General features: G+C 67.5%; 20 protein-coding genes and 1 pseudogene. 12 read left to right on the plus strand and 9 right to left on the minus strand.

The genetic code is table 11. The features are described from left to right. Positions 1–30 precede the first annotated feature (30 nt). The 12 genes and pseudogenes from QME71_04060 to QME71_04115 all read left to right on the plus strand — a co-directional run bounded on the left by QME71_04060 (position 31) and on the right by QME71_04115 (position 8971). On the plus strand, positions 31–996 hold the full coding sequence (locus tag QME71_04060) for a zinc ribbon domain-containing protein (protein MDI6857475.1): 966 nt from the start codon (positions 31–33) through the stop codon (positions 994–996). Positions 997–1252: 256 nt separating this feature from the next. After that, a complete protein-coding gene (locus QME71_04065) occupies positions 1253–1693 on the plus strand; it encodes an Rrf2 family transcriptional regulator (GenBank protein MDI6857476.1) in 441 nt (146 codons plus the stop codon). Between the two features lie 28 nt (positions 1694–1721). Continuing rightward, a pseudogene (locus QME71_04070) lies at positions 1722–1982 on the plus strand (MoaD/ThiS family protein). A gap of 66 nt (positions 1983–2048) precedes the next feature. Next, positions 2049–3035: a ThiF family adenylyltransferase gene (locus QME71_04075; GenBank protein ID MDI6857477.1), complete on the plus strand. Its 987-nt coding sequence runs from the start codon at positions 2049–2051 to the stop codon at positions 3033–3035. A 14-nt stretch (positions 3036–3049) separates the two neighbouring features. Next, on the plus strand, positions 3050–4222 hold the full coding sequence (locus QME71_04080; GenBank protein MDI6857478.1) for an aminotransferase class V-fold PLP-dependent enzyme: 1173 nt from the start codon (positions 3050–3052) through the stop codon (positions 4220–4222). A 19-nt stretch (positions 4223–4241) separates the two neighbouring features. After that, positions 4242–5192 carry a cysteine synthase A gene (cysK, locus tag QME71_04085; protein MDI6857479.1) on the plus strand — a complete coding sequence of 317 codons (951 nt, stop codon included), beginning with the start codon at positions 4242–4244 and terminating at the stop codon, positions 5190–5192. Between the two features lie 61 nt (positions 5193–5253). Further along, positions 5254–5724, plus strand: coding sequence for a cupredoxin domain-containing protein (locus tag QME71_04090; protein MDI6857480.1), 471 nt, complete (start codon positions 5254–5256; stop codon positions 5722–5724). After that, on the plus strand, positions 5717–7141 hold the full coding sequence (locus QME71_04095) for a 4Fe-4S binding protein (GenBank protein MDI6857481.1): 1425 nt from the start codon (positions 5717–5719) through the stop codon (positions 7139–7141). Before QME71_04090 ends, QME71_04095 begins: the two co-directional genes overlap by 8 nt. A gap of 15 nt (positions 7142–7156) precedes the next feature. Next, the gene (locus QME71_04100; GenBank protein ID MDI6857482.1) at positions 7157–7510 is read left to right on the plus strand and encodes a hypothetical protein; all 354 of its coding nucleotides are present in this window, start codon (positions 7157–7159) and stop codon (positions 7508–7510) included. Further along, positions 7507–7899, plus strand: a complete 393-nt coding sequence (locus QME71_04105) for a hypothetical protein (protein ID MDI6857483.1) — start codon at positions 7507–7509, stop codon at positions 7897–7899. The genes QME71_04100 and QME71_04105 overlap by 4 nt, the downstream gene beginning before the upstream one ends. Positions 7900–8013: 114 nt before the next feature. Further along, on the plus strand, positions 8014–8520 hold the full coding sequence (locus QME71_04110; GenBank protein MDI6857484.1) for a PCYCGC motif-containing (lipo)protein: 507 nt from the start codon (positions 8014–8016) through the stop codon (positions 8518–8520). Positions 8521–8629: 109 nt separating this feature from the next. Further along, positions 8630–8971 (plus strand): nitrous oxide-stimulated promoter family protein, encoded by a 342-nt coding sequence (locus tag QME71_04115; protein MDI6857485.1) that lies wholly within the window; start codon positions 8630–8632, stop codon positions 8969–8971. Here QME71_04115 and QME71_04120 read toward each other — a convergent pair. The 9 genes from QME71_04120 to QME71_04160 all read right to left on the minus strand — a co-directional run bounded on the left by QME71_04120 (position 8968) and on the right by QME71_04160 (position 16798). Next, positions 8968–9282 (minus strand): hypothetical protein, encoded by a 315-nt coding sequence (locus QME71_04120; GenBank protein ID MDI6857486.1) that lies wholly within the window; start codon positions 9280–9282, stop codon positions 8968–8970. The genes QME71_04115 and QME71_04120 overlap by 4 nt on opposite strands. A 228-nt stretch (positions 9283–9510) precedes the next feature. Further along, a complete protein-coding gene (locus QME71_04125) occupies positions 9511–10170 on the minus strand; it encodes a response regulator transcription factor (GenBank protein ID MDI6857487.1) in 660 nt (219 codons plus the stop codon). After that, positions 10139–12118, minus strand: coding sequence for a cache domain-containing protein (locus QME71_04130; GenBank protein ID MDI6857488.1), 1980 nt, complete (start codon positions 12116–12118; stop codon positions 10139–10141). The genes QME71_04125 and QME71_04130 overlap by 32 nt, the downstream gene beginning before the upstream one ends. A gap of 13 nt (positions 12119–12131) precedes the next feature. Beyond that, complete coding sequence (locus tag QME71_04135; protein ID MDI6857489.1) at positions 12132–12914, minus strand: cytochrome b/b6 domain-containing protein; 783 nt, start codon at positions 12912–12914, stop codon at positions 12132–12134. A gap of 12 nt (positions 12915–12926) precedes the next feature. Further along, positions 12927–14030, minus strand: a complete 1104-nt coding sequence (locus QME71_04140; protein MDI6857490.1) for a cytochrome c3 family protein — start codon at positions 14028–14030, stop codon at positions 12927–12929. Continuing rightward, the gene (locus QME71_04145) at positions 14027–15871 is read right to left on the minus strand and encodes a cytochrome c3 family protein (protein ID MDI6857491.1); all 1845 of its coding nucleotides are present in this window, start codon (positions 15869–15871) and stop codon (positions 14027–14029) included. The genes QME71_04140 and QME71_04145 overlap by 4 nt, the downstream gene beginning before the upstream one ends. A 21-nt stretch (positions 15872–15892) precedes the next feature. Beyond that, positions 15893–16147, minus strand: coding sequence for a hypothetical protein (locus QME71_04150; protein ID MDI6857492.1), 255 nt, complete (start codon positions 16145–16147; stop codon positions 15893–15895). Positions 16148–16170: 23 nt separating this feature from the next. Continuing rightward, the gene (locus QME71_04155) at positions 16171–16413 is read right to left on the minus strand and encodes a hypothetical protein (protein ID MDI6857493.1); all 243 of its coding nucleotides are present in this window, start codon (positions 16411–16413) and stop codon (positions 16171–16173) included. Then, on the minus strand, positions 16406–16798 hold the full coding sequence (locus QME71_04160) for a hypothetical protein (protein ID MDI6857494.1): 393 nt from the start codon (positions 16796–16798) through the stop codon (positions 16406–16408). Before QME71_04160 ends, QME71_04155 begins: the two co-directional genes overlap by 8 nt. Positions 16799–17143: the final 345 nt, after the last annotated feature.

Raw genomic sequence — 17143 nt, forward strand, 5'->3', positions numbered from 1 at the left:
GCCGACGGCGCGGGCCGCAGTTGGAGGGCAGTGAAGGTGTTGAGAGCAGGAATACGTTGCACGGCTGGAATCATTTCCCGGCGCAGGCTCATCGCGCTGGCGAGCCTCGCGGCGCTCGTTGCGACGGCGGTCTGGGCATCGCCCGCCGCGACGGCGGCCCCCGCCGCGCAGGAAAGCCCGCGGCTGCAGAGCCTCGATATCGATTTGTGGCCGGAGTACGACCGCCCGGCAATGCTGGTCATCCTCCACGCCGCCTTGCCCCAAGACGCCGCCCTGCCCGCCGACCTGTCGCTGCGCATTCCCGCGACCTCCGGCGGGCCGTCAGCCGTCGCTTCCGCCGAGACGGAAGGGGGACGGCTCATTAACCTCGACTACGAGACCGTCGAGGAAGGCGACGCGCTCGCGCTGAAGATAACCACTCCCGACCGCTTCGTGCAGATCGAGTTCTACGATGCCCTCGCCACCAACACCGCCGACCGCAGTTACACCTACGTCTGGCCCGGCGACCTGGCGGTGGATGAGTTGACGGTGCGGGTGCAGGAGCCGCTGGGGGCCGCCGGCCTCTCGGTCGAGCCCGACATAGGGGCAGGGACGCTCGACCAGGACGGCTTCGCCTACAGGAGCGCTTCGCTGGGGGCAATGGAGAGCGGCCGGACTCTCTCGATATCGACGAAGTACCAGAAGAGCGACCCCCGCACCTCGCTCGAGATCCTGAACGCGGCGAGGGAGGCGGACAGCGGCGCGCCTGTTTGGCTGCTGCCCCTGACGGTCGCGGTGCTCGTCGTCACGGCGGCGGGAGTAGCGGTCTACTGGCGGTCGCGTCACCAGCCCGAGCCGCTCCCGCTGGAGACGGGCAGGGCGTCGCGTCGTGCTGCGGCGCGGCGCGCCCGGGCGCAGCGGCAGGCGTCGAGCGGCTTCTGCACCCAGTGCGGCCGCGCGCTGCGGGAGGGCAGCCGCTTTTGCTCTCGCTGCGGGGCGCCCGCCCGCGCGGGCTAGCGCCGGGCGGGGAAAGGGGCGCTGGGGTCAGGCGTCGCAAGCTGGCCCGGTTGCGCCGGCCGCCGGATTCGCCGCAGGTTCCCGAGAAGGGGTACCGCCACTCTCGCGCTCTCATGCCGGATGATCCGCGTCTGAATCGAAGCTCTATCCTGTTTTTTCGCAAAATTGGCCGGACGTGCTCTTGACACAGCGTTGCGGGGGGCGATTATAATGACTACCAAAACGATAGGCATAGTTCCGCCAAAGGACGCAGCCCATGAAGCTCTCCACCAAAGGCAGATATGGCGCCAGGGCCATGCTCGACGTCGCCACGCACAGCGACGAGGGCTTCTGTCATCTCAAGGACATCGCGCGGCGGCAGGAGGTGTCGAAGAAGTACCTCGAACATCTCGTCACCCGCCTGGAGGCGAGCGGACTGCTGAGAACGGCCCGCGGCGCCGGGGGCGGCGTCGCCCTCGCGAAGGCGCCGTCCGAGATCACCCTGCTCGACATCCTTCACGCCCTTGAAGGCTCGCTTGCCGTCGCCGAGTGCGTCGACCGCCCGGAAATCTGTTCCCGCTCCCCTAACTGCGCCACCCGGGACGTGTGGATAGAACTGGGCGGCATGGTGAGCGAGTTCCTGAAATCGATCTCGCTCGAGGAGCTCCGCGAACGCCAGCGGCAGAAGGAAGCGCCCGCCCTCACCTACTCCATCTAGCGGGCAACGGCACAAGGAGGAAAGTCCCATGAGCGTCACTGTCCACATTCCCCTTCCCCTGCGGACCTTGACGGGCGGCCGCGCCGAGACGGAGGCAACCGGCAGAACGGTGGCCGAAGTCATAAGTCATCTCGATTCCCTCTATCCCGGCGTGGCCGACCGCATCTACCAGGGCGGCGCTACGCCCAACCGTTTCGTCTCCATCTTCGTGAACAACCAGGACATCCGCCTGCTCGCGGGCGAGCACACTCCCGTCAGTGACGGCGACGTAATCACGATACTGCCGCTCATCGCCGGCGGGCGGCGCGACGGACAGCCCTTGACGCTGTACCGGCCCGACCGCTACTCGCGCCAGATGATCTTCCCCGGCATCGGCAGGGCGGGCCAGGAGAAGCTCGCCCGCAGCACCGCCGTAATCGTCGGCTGCGGCGCCCTCGGCACCGTGACCGCCGCCTCCCTCGCCCGCGCCGGCGTCGGCTCCCTCCGCATCATCGACCGCGACTTCATCGAGTACCACAACCTGCAGCGCCAGGTGCTGTTCGATGAGGAAGACGTGCGGATGAAGGTCCCGAAGGCGATCGCGGCGGAACGCCACCTGCGGGCCGCCAACTCCGAGATCGAGGTCGAGGGAGTCGTGGCCGACGTCAACTGCCGCAACGTGGAACGCCTCGTGCGCGGCGCCGACGTCATCGTCGACGGCCTCGATAACCTGGAGACGCGCTACCTCCTCAACGACGCCTCCCAGAAACTCGGCATTCCCTGGATATACGGCGCCGCCGTCGCCTCCTGCGGCATGATGATGGCCATCGTGCCCGGCCGCACGCCCTGCATCCGCTGCCTCTTCCCTTTGCCGCCGCCGGTGGGACGGAACGCGACCTGCGATACCGCCGGCGTCGTGAACGCCGCGCCGATGCTTGTGGGCGCGCTGCAGGCGGCGGAAACGATCAAGCTGATGTTGGGGGTAGAGACGATGGGCCTGGTCAGCGTCGACGTGTGGTCGGGCCAGTTCAGCCGGCTGGACGTCATACCCAGGCCCTCTCCCGATTGCCCCGCTTGCCAGGGCCGTTATGATTTCCTCGACATGCAGACCGGCGCCCGCACCACCTCCCTCTGCGGACAGAACTCGGTGCAGGTGCTGCGGCCCGCCGATGAGCTGCTCTCCTTCGAAGAGCTGGCGCGCGTCCTGCGCCCCCTCGGCGACGTCGAGTACAACGAGTTCATGCTGACCTTCAGCGTCGACGGCTACGAAATGGTCGTCTTCCTGGACGGGAGGGCAATCGTCAAAGGGACGGACGACGAGTCCGTCGCCCGCGGCCTCTACTCCAAGTACATCGGGATGTAAAAGGCGAGAGGGACATGATCTACCTCGATAACGCCGCTACGTCGTGGCCCAAGCCGGAAAGCGTCTACCAGACCATGGACAGCTTCTTGCGCGAGAAGGGCGCCAACCCCGGCAGGTCGGGGCACCGCATGGCCGTGGCCGCGGAGCAGGTTATCGAGGAGACGCGGACGCTTGCCGCCCGCCTTCTCAACGCCCCCGCCGAGAAGGAGATCGTCTTCGGCGCCAACTGCACGGAAGGGCTCAACCTTGCCCTCCGGGGGCTGCTCCGTCCCGGCGACCACGTCGTTACCGACGCCATCGGCCACAACTCGCTGGTCCGCCCCTTGACGCGCCTGGAGCGGCTGGGCGTGCGGGTTACGCGGGTCGCGCCGGCGCCGGGAAGCTTCTCAGTGTCGCCGGAAGCGGTGGCTGATGCGATCACGCCGTCGACGCGGCTCATAGCGTTGACGCACGCTTCCAACGTCACCGGCGTCGTGCAGCCGGTCGAGGAGATCGGCGGGCTGGCGCGGAAGCGCGGCGTTCCTTTGCTCATCGACGCCGCGCAGTCGGCGGGCGTCCTGCCGCTCGACGTGCAGGCCGGTAACATCGACCTCCTGGCGCTGTCCGGCCACAAGGGGCCGCTGGGCCCGACAGGCACGGGCGTCCTCTACGTCAGCAGCCGGTTGGAGCTGGAGCCGCTGAAGGAAGGCGGAACCGGCACGGTGTCGGAGTCGGAAGAGCAGCCGCTCGACCGGCCCTCCCGCTACGAGAGCGGCACCCCCAATACCGTCGGCATCGCCGGGCTGGGGGCGGGCCTGAGGCACGTGCTTTCGGAGGGCGTGGAAACGATAAGACGCCGCGAGCTTGAGCTGACCGCCCTGCTGCTCGATGGTCTGGCGGCGAACCCGAAGGTCACCGTCTACGGGCCGCTAGACGGCAACCGCGTGGGCGTCGTTTCGTTCCGCATCGAAGGCTGGAGCCCGGGCGACGCGGGCGCCGTCCTCGACCAGGCGTTCGATATCCAGGTCCGCACCGGGCTGCACTGCGCGCCCGCGGCCCACCGCACGCTCGGCACTTTCCCCGAGGGCACCGTGCGCGCGAGCGTCGGCTGCTTCAACACCCGCGACCACGTCGAGGCGCTGCTCGACGCCATCGGGCGGATCGCCCGGGCCGAGCCGGCGGCGCCGCGGTTTTCGGCCAGGCTGTAGAAACGATTGTGAGGGAACGATGGCAAAGATAGCGCAAGACATAACCGAACTCATCGGCAACACGCCTCTCGTCCGGCTGAACAAGCTTGCGGAGGGGTCGGCCGCGACGGTAGTGGCGAAACTGGAATCGTTCAACCCCTGCGGCAGCGTGAAGGACCGCATCGGCTACTCCATGATCGCCGCCGCGGAAAAAGAAGGGCTGATCCGCCCCGGCAGCGTCATCATCGAGCCGACGAGCGGCAACACGGGGATTGCGCTCGCTTTCGTTTGCGCCGCCCGTGGCTACCGCCTCGTCCTCACCATGCCCGACACGATGTCGATAGAGCGGAGGCAGCTCCTCGCCGCCTTCGGCGCTGAAGTCGTCCTCACGGAGGGCGCAAAGGGGATGCGCGGCGCCGTCGAGAAGGCGGAAGAGCTGCTGGCGGAGACGCCGGGCGCGTTCCTGCCGCAGCAGTTCCGGAACCCCGCCAACCCCGAGATCCACCGTCAGACCACCGCGGAGGAGATCTGGCGCGACACCGACGGCCAGGTCGACATCCTCGTTTCCGGCGTGGGGACCGGCGGGACGATTACGGGCGTCGCCGAGGTAATCAAGCAGCGCAAGCCGTCGTTCGCGGCGATCGCCGTCGAGCCGGAGGACTCGCCCGTCCTTTCGGGCGGGAAGCCGGGCCCCCACAAGATTCAGGGGATCGGCGCCGGCTTCGTGCCGGAAGTCTTGAACATGGGCGTCATCGACGAAGTGATCCGCGTATCTAACGAGGACGCGGGGGAGACTGCGAGGCGGCTGGCGCGCGAGGAAGGAATACTGGCGGGAATATCGTCCGGCGCGGCCGCCTGGGCTGCCCGGCAAGTGGCGGGGCGCCCGGAGAACGCGGGGAAGCTGATAGTGGTGGTGCTCCCGGACACCGGCGAGCGCTATCTTACGACGTGGCTGTTCCGCACCGAGAACGCCACCACCCCACGGATCTGACACCAGGGGAAGCGCTGTCAGCGTCTGGAGGGAGGCGGAGATCATCATCAGGCGAGGACTTTTGCATCGCGGCAGATGGGTGGGGCTGATTGCGGCCGTCTCGCTCTCCGTGCTGGCGGTGGCCGCCGGAAGCTTCCTGCCGTTTCCAGCAAGCACTCCCCAGACGCGCGAGATCACGCTGGAAGCGAGGCGGTTCGCATACTCGCCGGAGCGGATCGAGGTCAACAAGGGCGACCGCGTAATTCTGACCGTCGCCTCGCAAGACGTGACCCACGGGGTCTACGTGGAGGGCTACGGCGTCAAGGCGGAGGCGGCCCCCGGAGAGAACACCGTCCTCGAGTTCGTGGCCGACAAACCCGGGACCTTCCGCATCCGCTGCCCCGTGAACTGCGGCGAGCTGCACCCGTTTATGATCGGGCTGCTCACCGTGCGGCCGAACAGTCCGTTCATCGGGGCGGCAATGGCGGTGCTCGCCATAGGGCTGGCTGCGACCACCCTCGGCTGGTGGCGGAGAGGACGGGACAGTGCTTAGGGTGGCGGAGAGGCCGTGTCCGACGGCGACGGCAGAGAGCCGCATCGATCTGCTGCGATGGGGGCCGCTGAGGCGCGCTCTGACCCACCGACTGTTCCCCTTCGTTCTCGTGTTGCCAGCGCTTTTCGCGTTCGTGCTCGTCATCCTCACCGGCCTGCTGGGCACGCCGGTGGGCAGCGCGAACTTTTCGATAGTCTTCACCTGGATCGTCTGGTGGGGAGCCCTGATCCTGCTCCTCATACCGCTGGGAGCGCGCGCCTGGTGCTCGGTGTGTCCGCTTGCCGCTACCGGGGAGTGGGTCCAGAGGCGGGCCATCCTTGTCGCGGGGCGCCGCCCCCTGACGCTGAGACTCGACTGGCCGCGCTCGCTTCGGGGGCTGTGGGTCCAGAACGGCGCCATCGCCGGCATGGCCGTGTTCAGCGTCGTCATACTGACGCGCCCGGCCGCGACGGCGACAGCGCTGCTCGCCCTCTCGCTGCTCGCGCTTGGGCTATTCCTCGTCTTCAAGCGCCGCGCGTTCTGCCGTTACGTCTGCCCCATGGGCGGCTTCATCGGCGCGTACGCGGGCGCGGCGCCCCTCGAAGTGCGGGCCGTCGATCCCGACGTCTGCCTTGCGCACTGCGGCCCGAACGCGAAGGAGTGTCTGAAGGGATCGTCCGCGGGGTTCGGGTGCCCCTGGTTGGAGTACCCGGGCACCATGGAGCGCAACCTGTACTGCGGCATGTGCGGAGAGTGCGTGAAGACGTGCCCGAAGGAGAACGTTGCCCTCAACCTCCGGCCCTTTGGCGCCGATCTGTTGGCGCCGCGCTACCGGACAGACGAGGCGCATAAGGCGGTGATGCTGCTGTCCGCCGCCCTCCTGTATTCGGCGGTGATGGCGGGCCCCTGGGGCTGGCTCAGGGACTGGGCGAATCTGGGCAGCGGCGAGCCGGCGACGTTCCTCGCGTATGCCGGACTGCTGCTGGTCGCGATGCTGGCGCTGGCGCCTGGCGCCTTCTTCGCCGCGGCGTGGCTGGGGAAGGCGGTATCGAGGGCAAGGGAGGCTTCCGACCGGCGGCTGTTCGTCGCTTTCGCGTATGCGGCGGCGCCGCTCGGCCTCGCGGCCTGGGTCGCCTTCAGCCTCGATTTTCTGTTCGCCAACGCGTCGAACGTCCCGCCTGTGCTGTCGGACCCCTTCGGTTGGGGATGGGACCTGTTCGGCACGGCCGGCTACGCGTGGGAGCCGTACGCGCCCCGTGTGCTGCCGTACCTCCAGGCGCCCGTTCTGGGCGTTGGGCTTGCAGCGTCGATATCGGCGGCCCGGCGCGCCGCCGGCGCATGCCTGGGAGACGAAACGGCTGCGCGGCGCTCAGTCGTGCCGGTGGCGGCGCTGCTCACGCTGATCGCGCTGATATTCCTGTGGCTGTTCATGGGATAGCGTGGGCAGGAAGAGATGAGAAAAGAACTGCCTGTCATCGTCGGGGCGTTCGCCGAGGAGGAGCAGGCCGACGCGGCAGTCGCCGGGTTGAAGGCTTTCGACCTTGAACCCGACCTCATCGGGGTGTCGATGCGGGTCGACGGGCGCGCCGGCGACGCGGTCCATCTCGTGGGCGTGATGGCCCCACCGCGCCTTCGCGGGCAGATCGAGCGGTTATTTCTGGCCTGCGACGCGCTCTTGCTCGGAGGCCCCGCCGAAGCGCTCGCCGCCTTCGGCGCCGTGCCGCATCCCGGCGTCATCGAGGACGGCGACGTGAAGCTGCCGTCGGGGCGCGAGTACCACGATTCGACGAACGGGAGAGCGAGATGACTGCCCGCGCGCTCGAGAAGCTGGCTCTGGGCCTGGTCATGCTTGTCATCGCAGGCCTGCCGGCGGCGACTGTCGGCTACCAGCGGTACATCGGGGGCGATTCGGGCAATGGGTTCACCCTCGTCGCCGGCGAGAGCGCCTGGACACCCGAGACGCTCCGGGTACGGCAGGGCGAGCTTGTCCGCCTCCGTCTCACCAGCAACGACGTCGTGCACGGCTTCCTGCTGGAAGACCACGACGTCGCTGTCGATGCCGTGTACCCCGGGGAATTCACGTCTGTGGAGTTCGTTGCCGACAAGGCGGGCCGCTTCGGGTTCGTCTGTACCAGGGTGTGCGGCGAAGGGCATCACCGGATGTGGGGAGAGCTGATCGTGGAGGCGGAAGGGTGAAGCAGTGACTTTGACGGCCGCCCGCACACCGGCGCGGCCCGCGGAAGAGGGGAGCGAACGCGCTCCGGGCGTCCCGGGATGTGTTCCAGGACGGTGAGAGAAAGGCGTAGACAAATGAAAAAGTCGGACCGACATAATAGAAGACGTAAACGCGGACTGCAGCGACGCCTAGGTCTCTGGGTGGCAGCGCTGGCGGGGACGGTGGCCGTCGTCGCGGTAGTCGCTGCCTGGGTGGCTACTTCGCAGGGCGGCGCCTCGTCGAACGAGGCCGTGACGGCTGGCGAAATCCGCGAATTCCCAGCCTTCGCCTACACGTCAGACGCAACGCTGGCGGGATATCGGGCGGCGGTCGCGAATCAGGACCTCTTCACACAGATGCCCTGCTACTGCGGCTGCGGGATGCACTCCATCGCCCACCACAACCTCAAGGAGTGCTTCATCAAGCCGGATGGCAGCTTCGAGAGTCATGCGGCGGGCTGCCGGATATGCGTCGATATCGCAGGGGACGTGATGAAGTGGCAGAGCGAGGGCCAGAGCACGCGGCAGATCCGGCAGAACGTCGACGCGAAGTACAGCCGGTACGGCCCTTCTACCGACACGCCGCCGGTGACCGAAGGATAGCCCGAGAGGGCGCTCCACGACGCCGCCGCGAGAGTCATGGGCGGCAGACGTCGCCGCGCACCACGTCGTGTTGCGCCCAGTCCGCTCCGCGCTCGAAACTGAAGACACGATGATGACGCGAATTCAGCGCGAAAAACGAACGGTCGGCGCGATGATCGATCTGTACTGCCGCGCCAACCACGGGGCATCGGACGGGCTCTGCGCAGAGTGCGCAAAACTCCGCGACTACGCCTTCGCTCGCCTCGACCGCTGCCCCTTCGGCGGCAAGAAGCCCACCTGCGCCAAATGCCCGGTCCACTGCTACAAGCCGGACATGAGGGACGAGATCAAGCGTGTGATGCGCTTCGCCGGCCCGCGCATGCCAGGGCGCCACCCGCTCCTGGCGCTGATGCACCAGCTCGATTCGCTGCGCGGCAATCGAAGCCGCCGAGAGCGCAGGTCGACCGGCTAGCGGGCGGGGGAGGCCTTCTCCTCTTCGCGGGAGGCGCGCCGCCAGGGCAGCAGCCCGAAAAGCAGCCTGAACGTCATCTGGACGGCGAAGACCATTACCGCCACGGGCAAGAAGAGTATGAACGCCAGGCCGGCGATGGGCCCCAGCACCATCACAACCGCCAACGGAACCCGGTAGTAGACCGCGCCGTCGTCGGGGAGGTGACCGCCCCCCTCAGGGAGCTGGGTCAGGTCCCATGCCCTCTTCTTCAGGTAAATGCCCTCAGGAGCGGGCTGCCCGCCGCTATAGGTCTTTATTAGCTTCCCCTTCATCTCAGTTTCCCCTCCCGGTCAAGCCGTGCTCTCGTCTTCTAACCGGATCCTACGGCGGGCCGGGCGAGACCAGGAAGAGTCGCCTGTCCGTCCGGAGAAATGCAAACGCCTCAAACGCGGCCAAAAAACGCCCTACTTGCATACGCCTTCTGCACAAGACTGGCGGGAGCAGCCAGACGCAAAGCGGTAGACGGTGGCAGTGTGTGGATTGGAGGGAAGCCGGCGAAGCTAGCGGCCGATGTCCACGAGGCCCGCCCGGATCGCGAGCTTCACCAGCTCCGTGCGGTTGTGGACTTCCAGCTTCTCCATGATGCCGGCGCGGTGGTTGGCGACGGTCTTCGCGCTGAGAAAGAGTAGGCCGGCTATCTCGCGGTTGCTCCGCCCCTCGGCCAGGAGCTTGAGGACTTCCTTTTCGCGGCCGCTCAGCCGGTCGAGCCGCCGCTCCACCTCGTCGTCCTCGCCTTCCCTGAGGTAGCGGTCGATCACCGCTTTCGTGACCGAGGGGTGCAGGAACGATTCGCCGGCGTGCACGGCGCGAATAGCGGAGACAAGCTCGCTGCCGGCGGCCTTCTTGACGATGTAGCCGGCGGCACCCGCCTTGAGCATCTGGAGGACGTACTCCTTGTTATCGTACTGGGTGAGGACGATTACCTTCGCCGGCGACCGCCGCTGACGCAGCTCCAGCGCCGCCTCCAGACCGCCCAGCCGTGGCATCGCGATGTCCATGAGCACAACGTCGGGGGCGAGCTGTACGGCCTTCTCCACCGCCTCCACGCCGTCCGCGGCGTCGCCCACCACCTCCACGTCGTCGTGCGCGTCCAGCAGCGCCCGGATGCCGTCGCGGAGGACGGCGTGGTCATCCGCTATCAGGACCCGAATCTTGCGCATCGTCGTCACTCTCCCTTTCGATGGGAACGACGGCCCGCACCCGCGTTCCCTTGCCCGGCCGCGAGACGATCTCGATGCTGCCGCCGAGGAGCGTCGCCCGCTCTTCCATCCCCATCAGTCCCCAGCCGGAGTGTTTTCCCGACGCTTCGCCTGTTGCCGCGACGTCGAAGCCCTCACCGTCGTCCTCCACTTCGAGCGCGACGCGGCTTTCGTCGAACGTGAGCGTCAGGGCGACCGCGGAAGCGCGGGCGTGGCGCGCGACGTTGTTGACCGCCTCCTGCCCGATGCGGAACAGGGCGGTCTCCGCCTCGGCGGGCAGCCGGCGCTCCTTCCCTTTCACCTGCAGGCGGACGCGCACGCCCGCCGGTTGCAGGCGGCTCTCGGCGTACCAACGGAGACCGGCCACCAGCCCCAGGTCGTCGAGAACGGACGGGCGGAGGTCGTAGATCAGCCCGTGGACGCGCTCCAGCGTCTCCACCGCCAGTTCCTTGAGCGACGCCAGCCTTCGCTGCAGCCCGGCCGCGCCGCTCTCCGACGTCAGGGAGGCGGTCTCCAGCCCGACGGCGAGGGCAGTCAGGCTCTGGCTCGTCTCATCGTGGAGCTCGCGGGCGATGCGCCGGCGCTCTTCTTCCTGAGCGCCGATCACCTTCTTGAGCAGACGGCCGCGCGCCGCCTCTTTTCGCTTCAGCTCCTCGTACAGGGCGGCGTTCTCCTCGGCGACCGCCCGCAGGCTATCGCGCGACTCCTCCAGCTCGCGCGTGCGCTCCCGGACGCGCAATTCCAGCTCGCGGCTCTGCGCCTGTATCGTTTCCAGCGATTCGCTGAGCTTGATCCGCATCACCTCGAAGACCATCGCCAGGTGGCCGATCTCGTCCCGCCCCAGGATGGGCACGCGCCTCGAGAGGTCGCCGGACGCTATCCTCTGCGCGGCGTCCGTCAGGGCCGCCACCGGCCGTGTGACGCTGCGTACGGTTGCCCAGCCGAAGAGCAGCGCGAACGAGAAGGCGCCGACGCCCAGCCACAATGCCCGCTCCTTGAGCCGACGCGCGGGGGCCAGCGCCTCATCCTCCGACTCGCGGATGAGCACTCCCCACGGCGCTGACTGAAGAGGAGCGAACGCCATCACCTCCGTCTCGCGCTCTTTCCCGTTTTCGGACTCGTGGCAGTCGTGGCAGGTGCCCGACGACGTCCGGTTCTCCTCGATGAGCGCGGCCACCTGATGACGGTGGTCCGTCGTTTCGAGCGTCTGGTCGGCGCGGGTGCTGGCGAGGATCGCCCCCTCGCCGTCCACGATCTGCGCGTAGCCGGTCTCGCTCAGCGACGCGAGGTATATGACCTCCTGAAGGTTGCTGCCGCTGAGGCCGATGTCGCCGCCGACCAGTCCGACGAGCTTGCCGCTGAGGTTGCGCACCGGCACCACCATCGAGACGGCGGGTCCCCCGTCAGCCACGGCGGCGGTCAGACCGGACACGGCGCTCGCCCCGCTTTCGAGGGCGTCCGCCACGTGAGGGTTGGTGGAGATGTCTTTCCCCAGCACGGACGGCGTTTCGGGCTCGATCCACAGGAGGCGGCCGCTCGCATCGGTGAGATAGACGCCGCGGCTGAAGATGGTGCCGAAGAAGGCGCGGCGCAGCGCCCGCCGCTCCGGCTCGGGGTCGGCGTCCTCGAGGTCGAACCCATCGCCGAACGGGACTTCGTCCAGCGCCTCCAGGCTCTGGCGCACGACGTAGTCGACGTGGCCGCCGGTCGCCTCGGCGAGGGCGCGGCGCTCGTCAACGGAGCGGTCGATGCTCTCCGAGACGGCGAGCAGGCTGATGATGCTGAAGGCGACGAGTATAGCGACGATGCCGATGGTCACCAGAAGCATGATGCGCCACTGGAGGCTTCTCCTGATGATCCCGGGTCGGCCGCCTCGAGGGGTCTTGTCGCCGTCGAGCCCCTGGCCCATCGCGAGTCCCCCGCTACCCGCCCGGCGGCTTCTCCGCTGTGCCGCCCGCAGCGGGCTCCGACGACAGGTGCGCGGGGAGCTCCTTGATGCCCATCAGGCGCATGTACTCGCGCAGGTGCTCCTCGATCATCCTTTCGCGCGATATCTTGCCGTTGATCATCGACTGGTCGAGAGGAAACACGTTCGGGCTGAAGACCACGCTGTAGAAGTGCCAGATGACGATGACCAGGAAGGCGAGCAGGGCTTCGCCGCTGTGCGTCTCCTTTGCCGCGGCCACAAACTCGCCGGGGAGCACGCGCGTGACGTAGGTGGGAAACCAGAGCATGAGGCCGGTGGCGATCATAATGACGGCCCCGAATACGATCCCCCAGTACTCGAAGATCTGCCGGAAGTCGTAGCGGTCGAACTCCGGCCGGCGGGAGCTGAGGCCGACGGAGTAGCGCAGCCAGTCGAACGCATCGAGGAAATCGCGGGGCGTCGGTATCATCGAGGGAGTGAAGCGCTTCAGAGCAACGGACGCCGCTATCGCTCCCAGGTGGAAGCTGGACTCGAAGATGAAGAGGGTGGCGAAGATACGGTGGAAGAGGCGGACGTTATCGATGCCGCCGAGCGCGGAAATGACCCACAACGAAGGGGCGGCCTCGTGGAACTTCTGGGGCAGGCCCGTCGTGACAAGAGCAAGGAACGTGAACACGAGCACCCAATGCTCAAGCCGCTGCCCCAGGGTGAAGCGGAGGAACTCCTCCGGTTCCGGAACCTCGCGTATGCCCTCTCTGTGCGCCTCTGCCTTTATCATCTCGGCGTCCCCCTATCGATTGCGGGCCAGCCGCCACAGATCGACCATGATATACAGGACCAGCCCGCCGACCATGAAAGGAATGAGAAAGCGGTAGTACGTCTTGACGAGGTATACCAGGGTCGCCTTGTCTAAGCTGGGCTCGTAGTGCGACAGCCACGCGGAAGGGAAGTTGACGGTGGCATCCGGGTGGCACTTGCGACACGTGGTCAGCAGGTTCTCCTTTATGACGCGCGACTCGGGATCGTCCACGGCCTTGATGTCGTGGACGCCGTGGCAGTCGCTGCACACGGGCTGGTCGGGCCAGACGTCCGTCCCCTCCTTCTGGTAAAAGCCGACAGTCTTGCCGTGGAAATCGTCGAGGTACGTCTTGAGGACGTTGGAGGAGATACCGTATTTGTCCATCAGCTCCTTGTCGGCGTGGCAGCCGGCGCAGAGATTGAGCGAATCGAGCCGGAAAGAGGCGGTCGTAGCGCTGGGTATGTTGTGGACGCCGTGGCAGGTTGTGCACACGGGCACGTCGGGGTTTTCCTCACGTAGAGCGGAGCCGTGGATGCTGGAGCTGTACGCCTCGTAAATGCCTTCGTGACATTTTGAGCACGCCTGGGCGATCTGCGTCCGTGATTCGCGGATCGGCGTGGCCGCGTGGGCGGTGTGGCAGTCGGTGCAAAGCGGGGCGTAGGTGAAGCCCTTCGAAAGCGCCTCGAAGTGCACGCTATCGAGGGTCAGCGTGTAGTTCTTGAAGTGGCAGCGCTTGCACAGCTCGTACTGCGCCTGGGAGTACTCCCGTCGCCCGGAGACCTCCGGCAACGGGTGAGGGTAGCGGCGGTTCCGCTCGTGGCAATCGAGGCAGTTCAGCTTGTCGCCGTGGACGGAGCTGCGATAGGCCTCTTCATTGAACGTGAGTGAAAGAGCATCGCCGTTGGGGAACGTCATCGCGATCTCAGGCCGCAGGTGGCAGCGCAGGCACGACGCGTTCGGGTCCTGGGCCGGCGGCGAGGGCGGCGGCGCGGACTGCGCGACCGGGGCCGCGCGCAAGAAGACCAGGCCAAGGGAGGCGGCAGCGCATGCGCCCAACAGCAGCCGCGAGAGCGCGCCCCGTTTCCGTCTGTTCATGACCCGCCTCCCGCCGGCCCGAAAGCGTCGCTTTCCGCTCCGCGGGCACGGGCCGCCTGGTCGCCGGAGGAAGCCGCCCGCCGCTTTGCCGCCTCATCGATGGCCGCCAGCTCCAGCGGGTGCTCCTCGGCGTAGAGGCGGCGCTGCATCTTGCCGGTGAAGATCGACCGGTTCAGGGGGAAGAAACGCGGGTTGAAGTGGACGAAGAAGAAGTGCACAACGAATATCCACAGCACGGCCAGCACCGCCTCGTCGCTGTGGGCGAGGAAAGCCACCGAGATCATGTCGCCGGGAAGGAAGCGCGCGGCCATCGTCGGGAACATGAGCATCAGCCCGGAGAGGCCTATCACCGGCATCCCCCAGAAGATCGCCCAATAGTCGAACTTTTCCCGGTAGCTGAAGCGCCCGAACTTCGGCCGCTCCGACGAATGGCCGAACCAGAACTGCAGGTCCTGGAAGAAATCGGCGATATCTTTGGGCGCGGGAATCATCCAGATGGGCAGCGGCTTCTTCAACACCAGCGAACCGAAGGCGACGTACCCCAGGTGGTAGACGCAGTCCGCCAGCATCACCAGCCCGGCGAAACGGTGGATGGCGCGGGCGCTATCCAGCCCTCCCCACGCGTCGATGAGCCAGCGGCTCGCGCCCCACTCGGAGAACTTCTGCGGCAGGCCGGTGAAGGCGAGGACGAGGAAGCAGGCCATCATCAGGAAGTGCTGCGCCCGCTGATGGACCTCGAAGCGAAGGATTTCCTGCGAGGGATGGGCCGAATCGAGACCTTGCGCCCCGGCGGGCCGATTTCCCGCCGGGTCGCCGGATGCGCCTGAGAGCGCGACATGCCGGTGGCCGCCGGCACCTCCGCCGACGCCGGGCCCGCCGGACGAGGGGCCTCGTCCGTCGCCATCGCCGTGGCCGTCGCCGCCGCCGCCGCGCCCCGTCAGCCAGCCGAACCCCTCGAGCCCGACCATCAGCAGCCCCAGGCCGACCACCGATGTGGTGAGGATGAAGAAGAAGCGCTCGCCGTAGTAGACAAGCGGCGACTCGTCGGCGGAAGGCTCCTGGTGATAAGCGAGGCTGCGCGCGAAGCTCTCGTTCGCGTCGGAGTGGCAGCGGGCGCAAACGATCGCCAGGGTCGCCGCGCTGCGCACGGGCGACGTCCTGTCGTCCACCCTCTTCGCGTCATGGCTGCCGTGACAGGTAGCGCAGGTGGCGGGACTAAGGGCGGAGAGGTCGGCCCGCGAGAGGCGGAGCGCTTTGGCGTGGGGGCTGCCCATGTAGGTCTCGAACACGTCCGTCTTCAGCCCGTACCGCGCCATCAGCGCCTCGTCGGCGTGGCACTTTCCGCAGGTGGCGGCCACGTTTTTTCGGTACACGGGCGACTGGGCCGACAGGACGGGCTGAATTGCATGGCCGGATCCGCCAGGATTGTGGCAATCGAGGCAGGTGGCGACGTGGGCGTCGGAGTGGACGCTCCTCGCCTGGAGCGCCTGCTCTTGCCGGTGGCAGCGGCCGCAAAGCTCGATCACCGCCTGCCCCTCGATGCGGCGGCCGGCGTCGTCCTCGTCGTGGGTGGAGTGGCAGCTCGCGCAGTCGACCCCCTCATGCACGGAGGAGGCGAGCGGCGCCTCGTCCACGTACAGGCGGCGGCCGGGGTCGCTCTCGCTCACCGGCGGGTTGTCGGCGTTGCCGTGGCAGCCGAGGCAGCCGCTGAGGTCGACGGCGCTCTCGCTCTTCGGCGGCTCGCCGACCTGGCTCCTGCTGGCGTAGACGACAACGCCTATGCCCGCGAGCACCGCGCAGGCGACCATGAGTCCGAGAAGGTACGCGAGCGGCTTTCCCACAGACACTTTTCCATCCATCCTCTAGCCGAATACCTCGTCGTAGAGCAGCAGCATGGCGGAGACGGCCACTACCGCTCCGAGCAGGAGGAGGAAGAGGTCGCGCAGCCCGGACAACACCCGCCATCCGGAGGCGAGGACGCCGCGGACGGTGCTGGCCTCGCTTTCGGGGCTGAGCCGGCGCACCAGGCCCGCCATCCCCGTCACGGCAAGGTATGCCCCCGCCAGCATCACCGACCAGCAGGACAGGTACGATACGATGAAACGGGCCGCCTCCAACCGTCATCTCCCTTCCATTTGCCCTAGACAAGAGCCTGGGCAAGCACCACTATCCCCTGCGTCACGAGGGCGAGACCGGCGCAAAGGAACGCCAGGCCGGGCACCAGCATGCGCGGGCTCCCGTTCCGTCCGAGGCGCGGCAGCCGCCCGCTCACGCGGACAGCGACGCCGGACAGCCGGGAAATGCCCAGGCCCACGAGTTGCAGGCCGACAGCAGCGGCCGTGCCATAGGCGAGCATCCGTAGCGGCGTCAGGAGGTCACTCATGCCGCTCCCTCGAAAGCTCGCCGCGCTTGCCTGCGCCCGCCTCCCGAAGGGCGCGGAGCAGGTCTTCCACCTTCGCTACCTTCATCTGGCTGTCCCTGTAAATATGAAGAAGGTTCTCCGCTGGGCAGAGGCGGACTACCGCGCCGCCCGGGTTGCAGTCGAAGATGGCGGACGCAGTGGCCAGCGATTGCGGTTCGTTGATTTCGCTGGCCAGGATCACGACATCGGGTCGCAGCGCAGCGATGCGCTCCATCCCCGCCTCGATATCGATCTCGGAGCCGACGACGCGCAGCCCGCGCTGCCCCCGCAGCAGGGTCTCGACGCCGCGGGCGAGCAGGACGTGGCGGCTCAGGATGAAGATGCGCTGCGTTCTCATCGCACCCATGCTAGACCGCATGCAGCGCCGCGCCATCGTACCGGCGATTCAAATCAGAGGGTACTTACGGTCAGCCGGAGGAGCGGATTTCCTAGACGGACGTCTAGACGATTAAACGCCGCGGCCATGGGTGGGATCGGCGTGTCTGTGGTGAGGCCCCGAGCCAGACGGAGCGGGCGACGGGACTCGGGCCCGCTTGCCGGCAGGCAGACCCGCGACCCTCCGCGGCCTTGCGTTTGGACCGCATCTCCACTTTCAGAGGGACGTTGGTGGCAGCCCCACCGTCTTCTACTTCGTTGGGTATCCGGGACGGGCTGCGGGTGGGCCAACGGGTCACCGCTCAGAACAAGCCGC

The organism is Dehalococcoidia bacterium (genome assembly GCA_030018455.1).
GTDB lineage: Bacteria > Chloroflexota > Dehalococcoidia > DSTF01 > JALHUB01 > JASEFU01.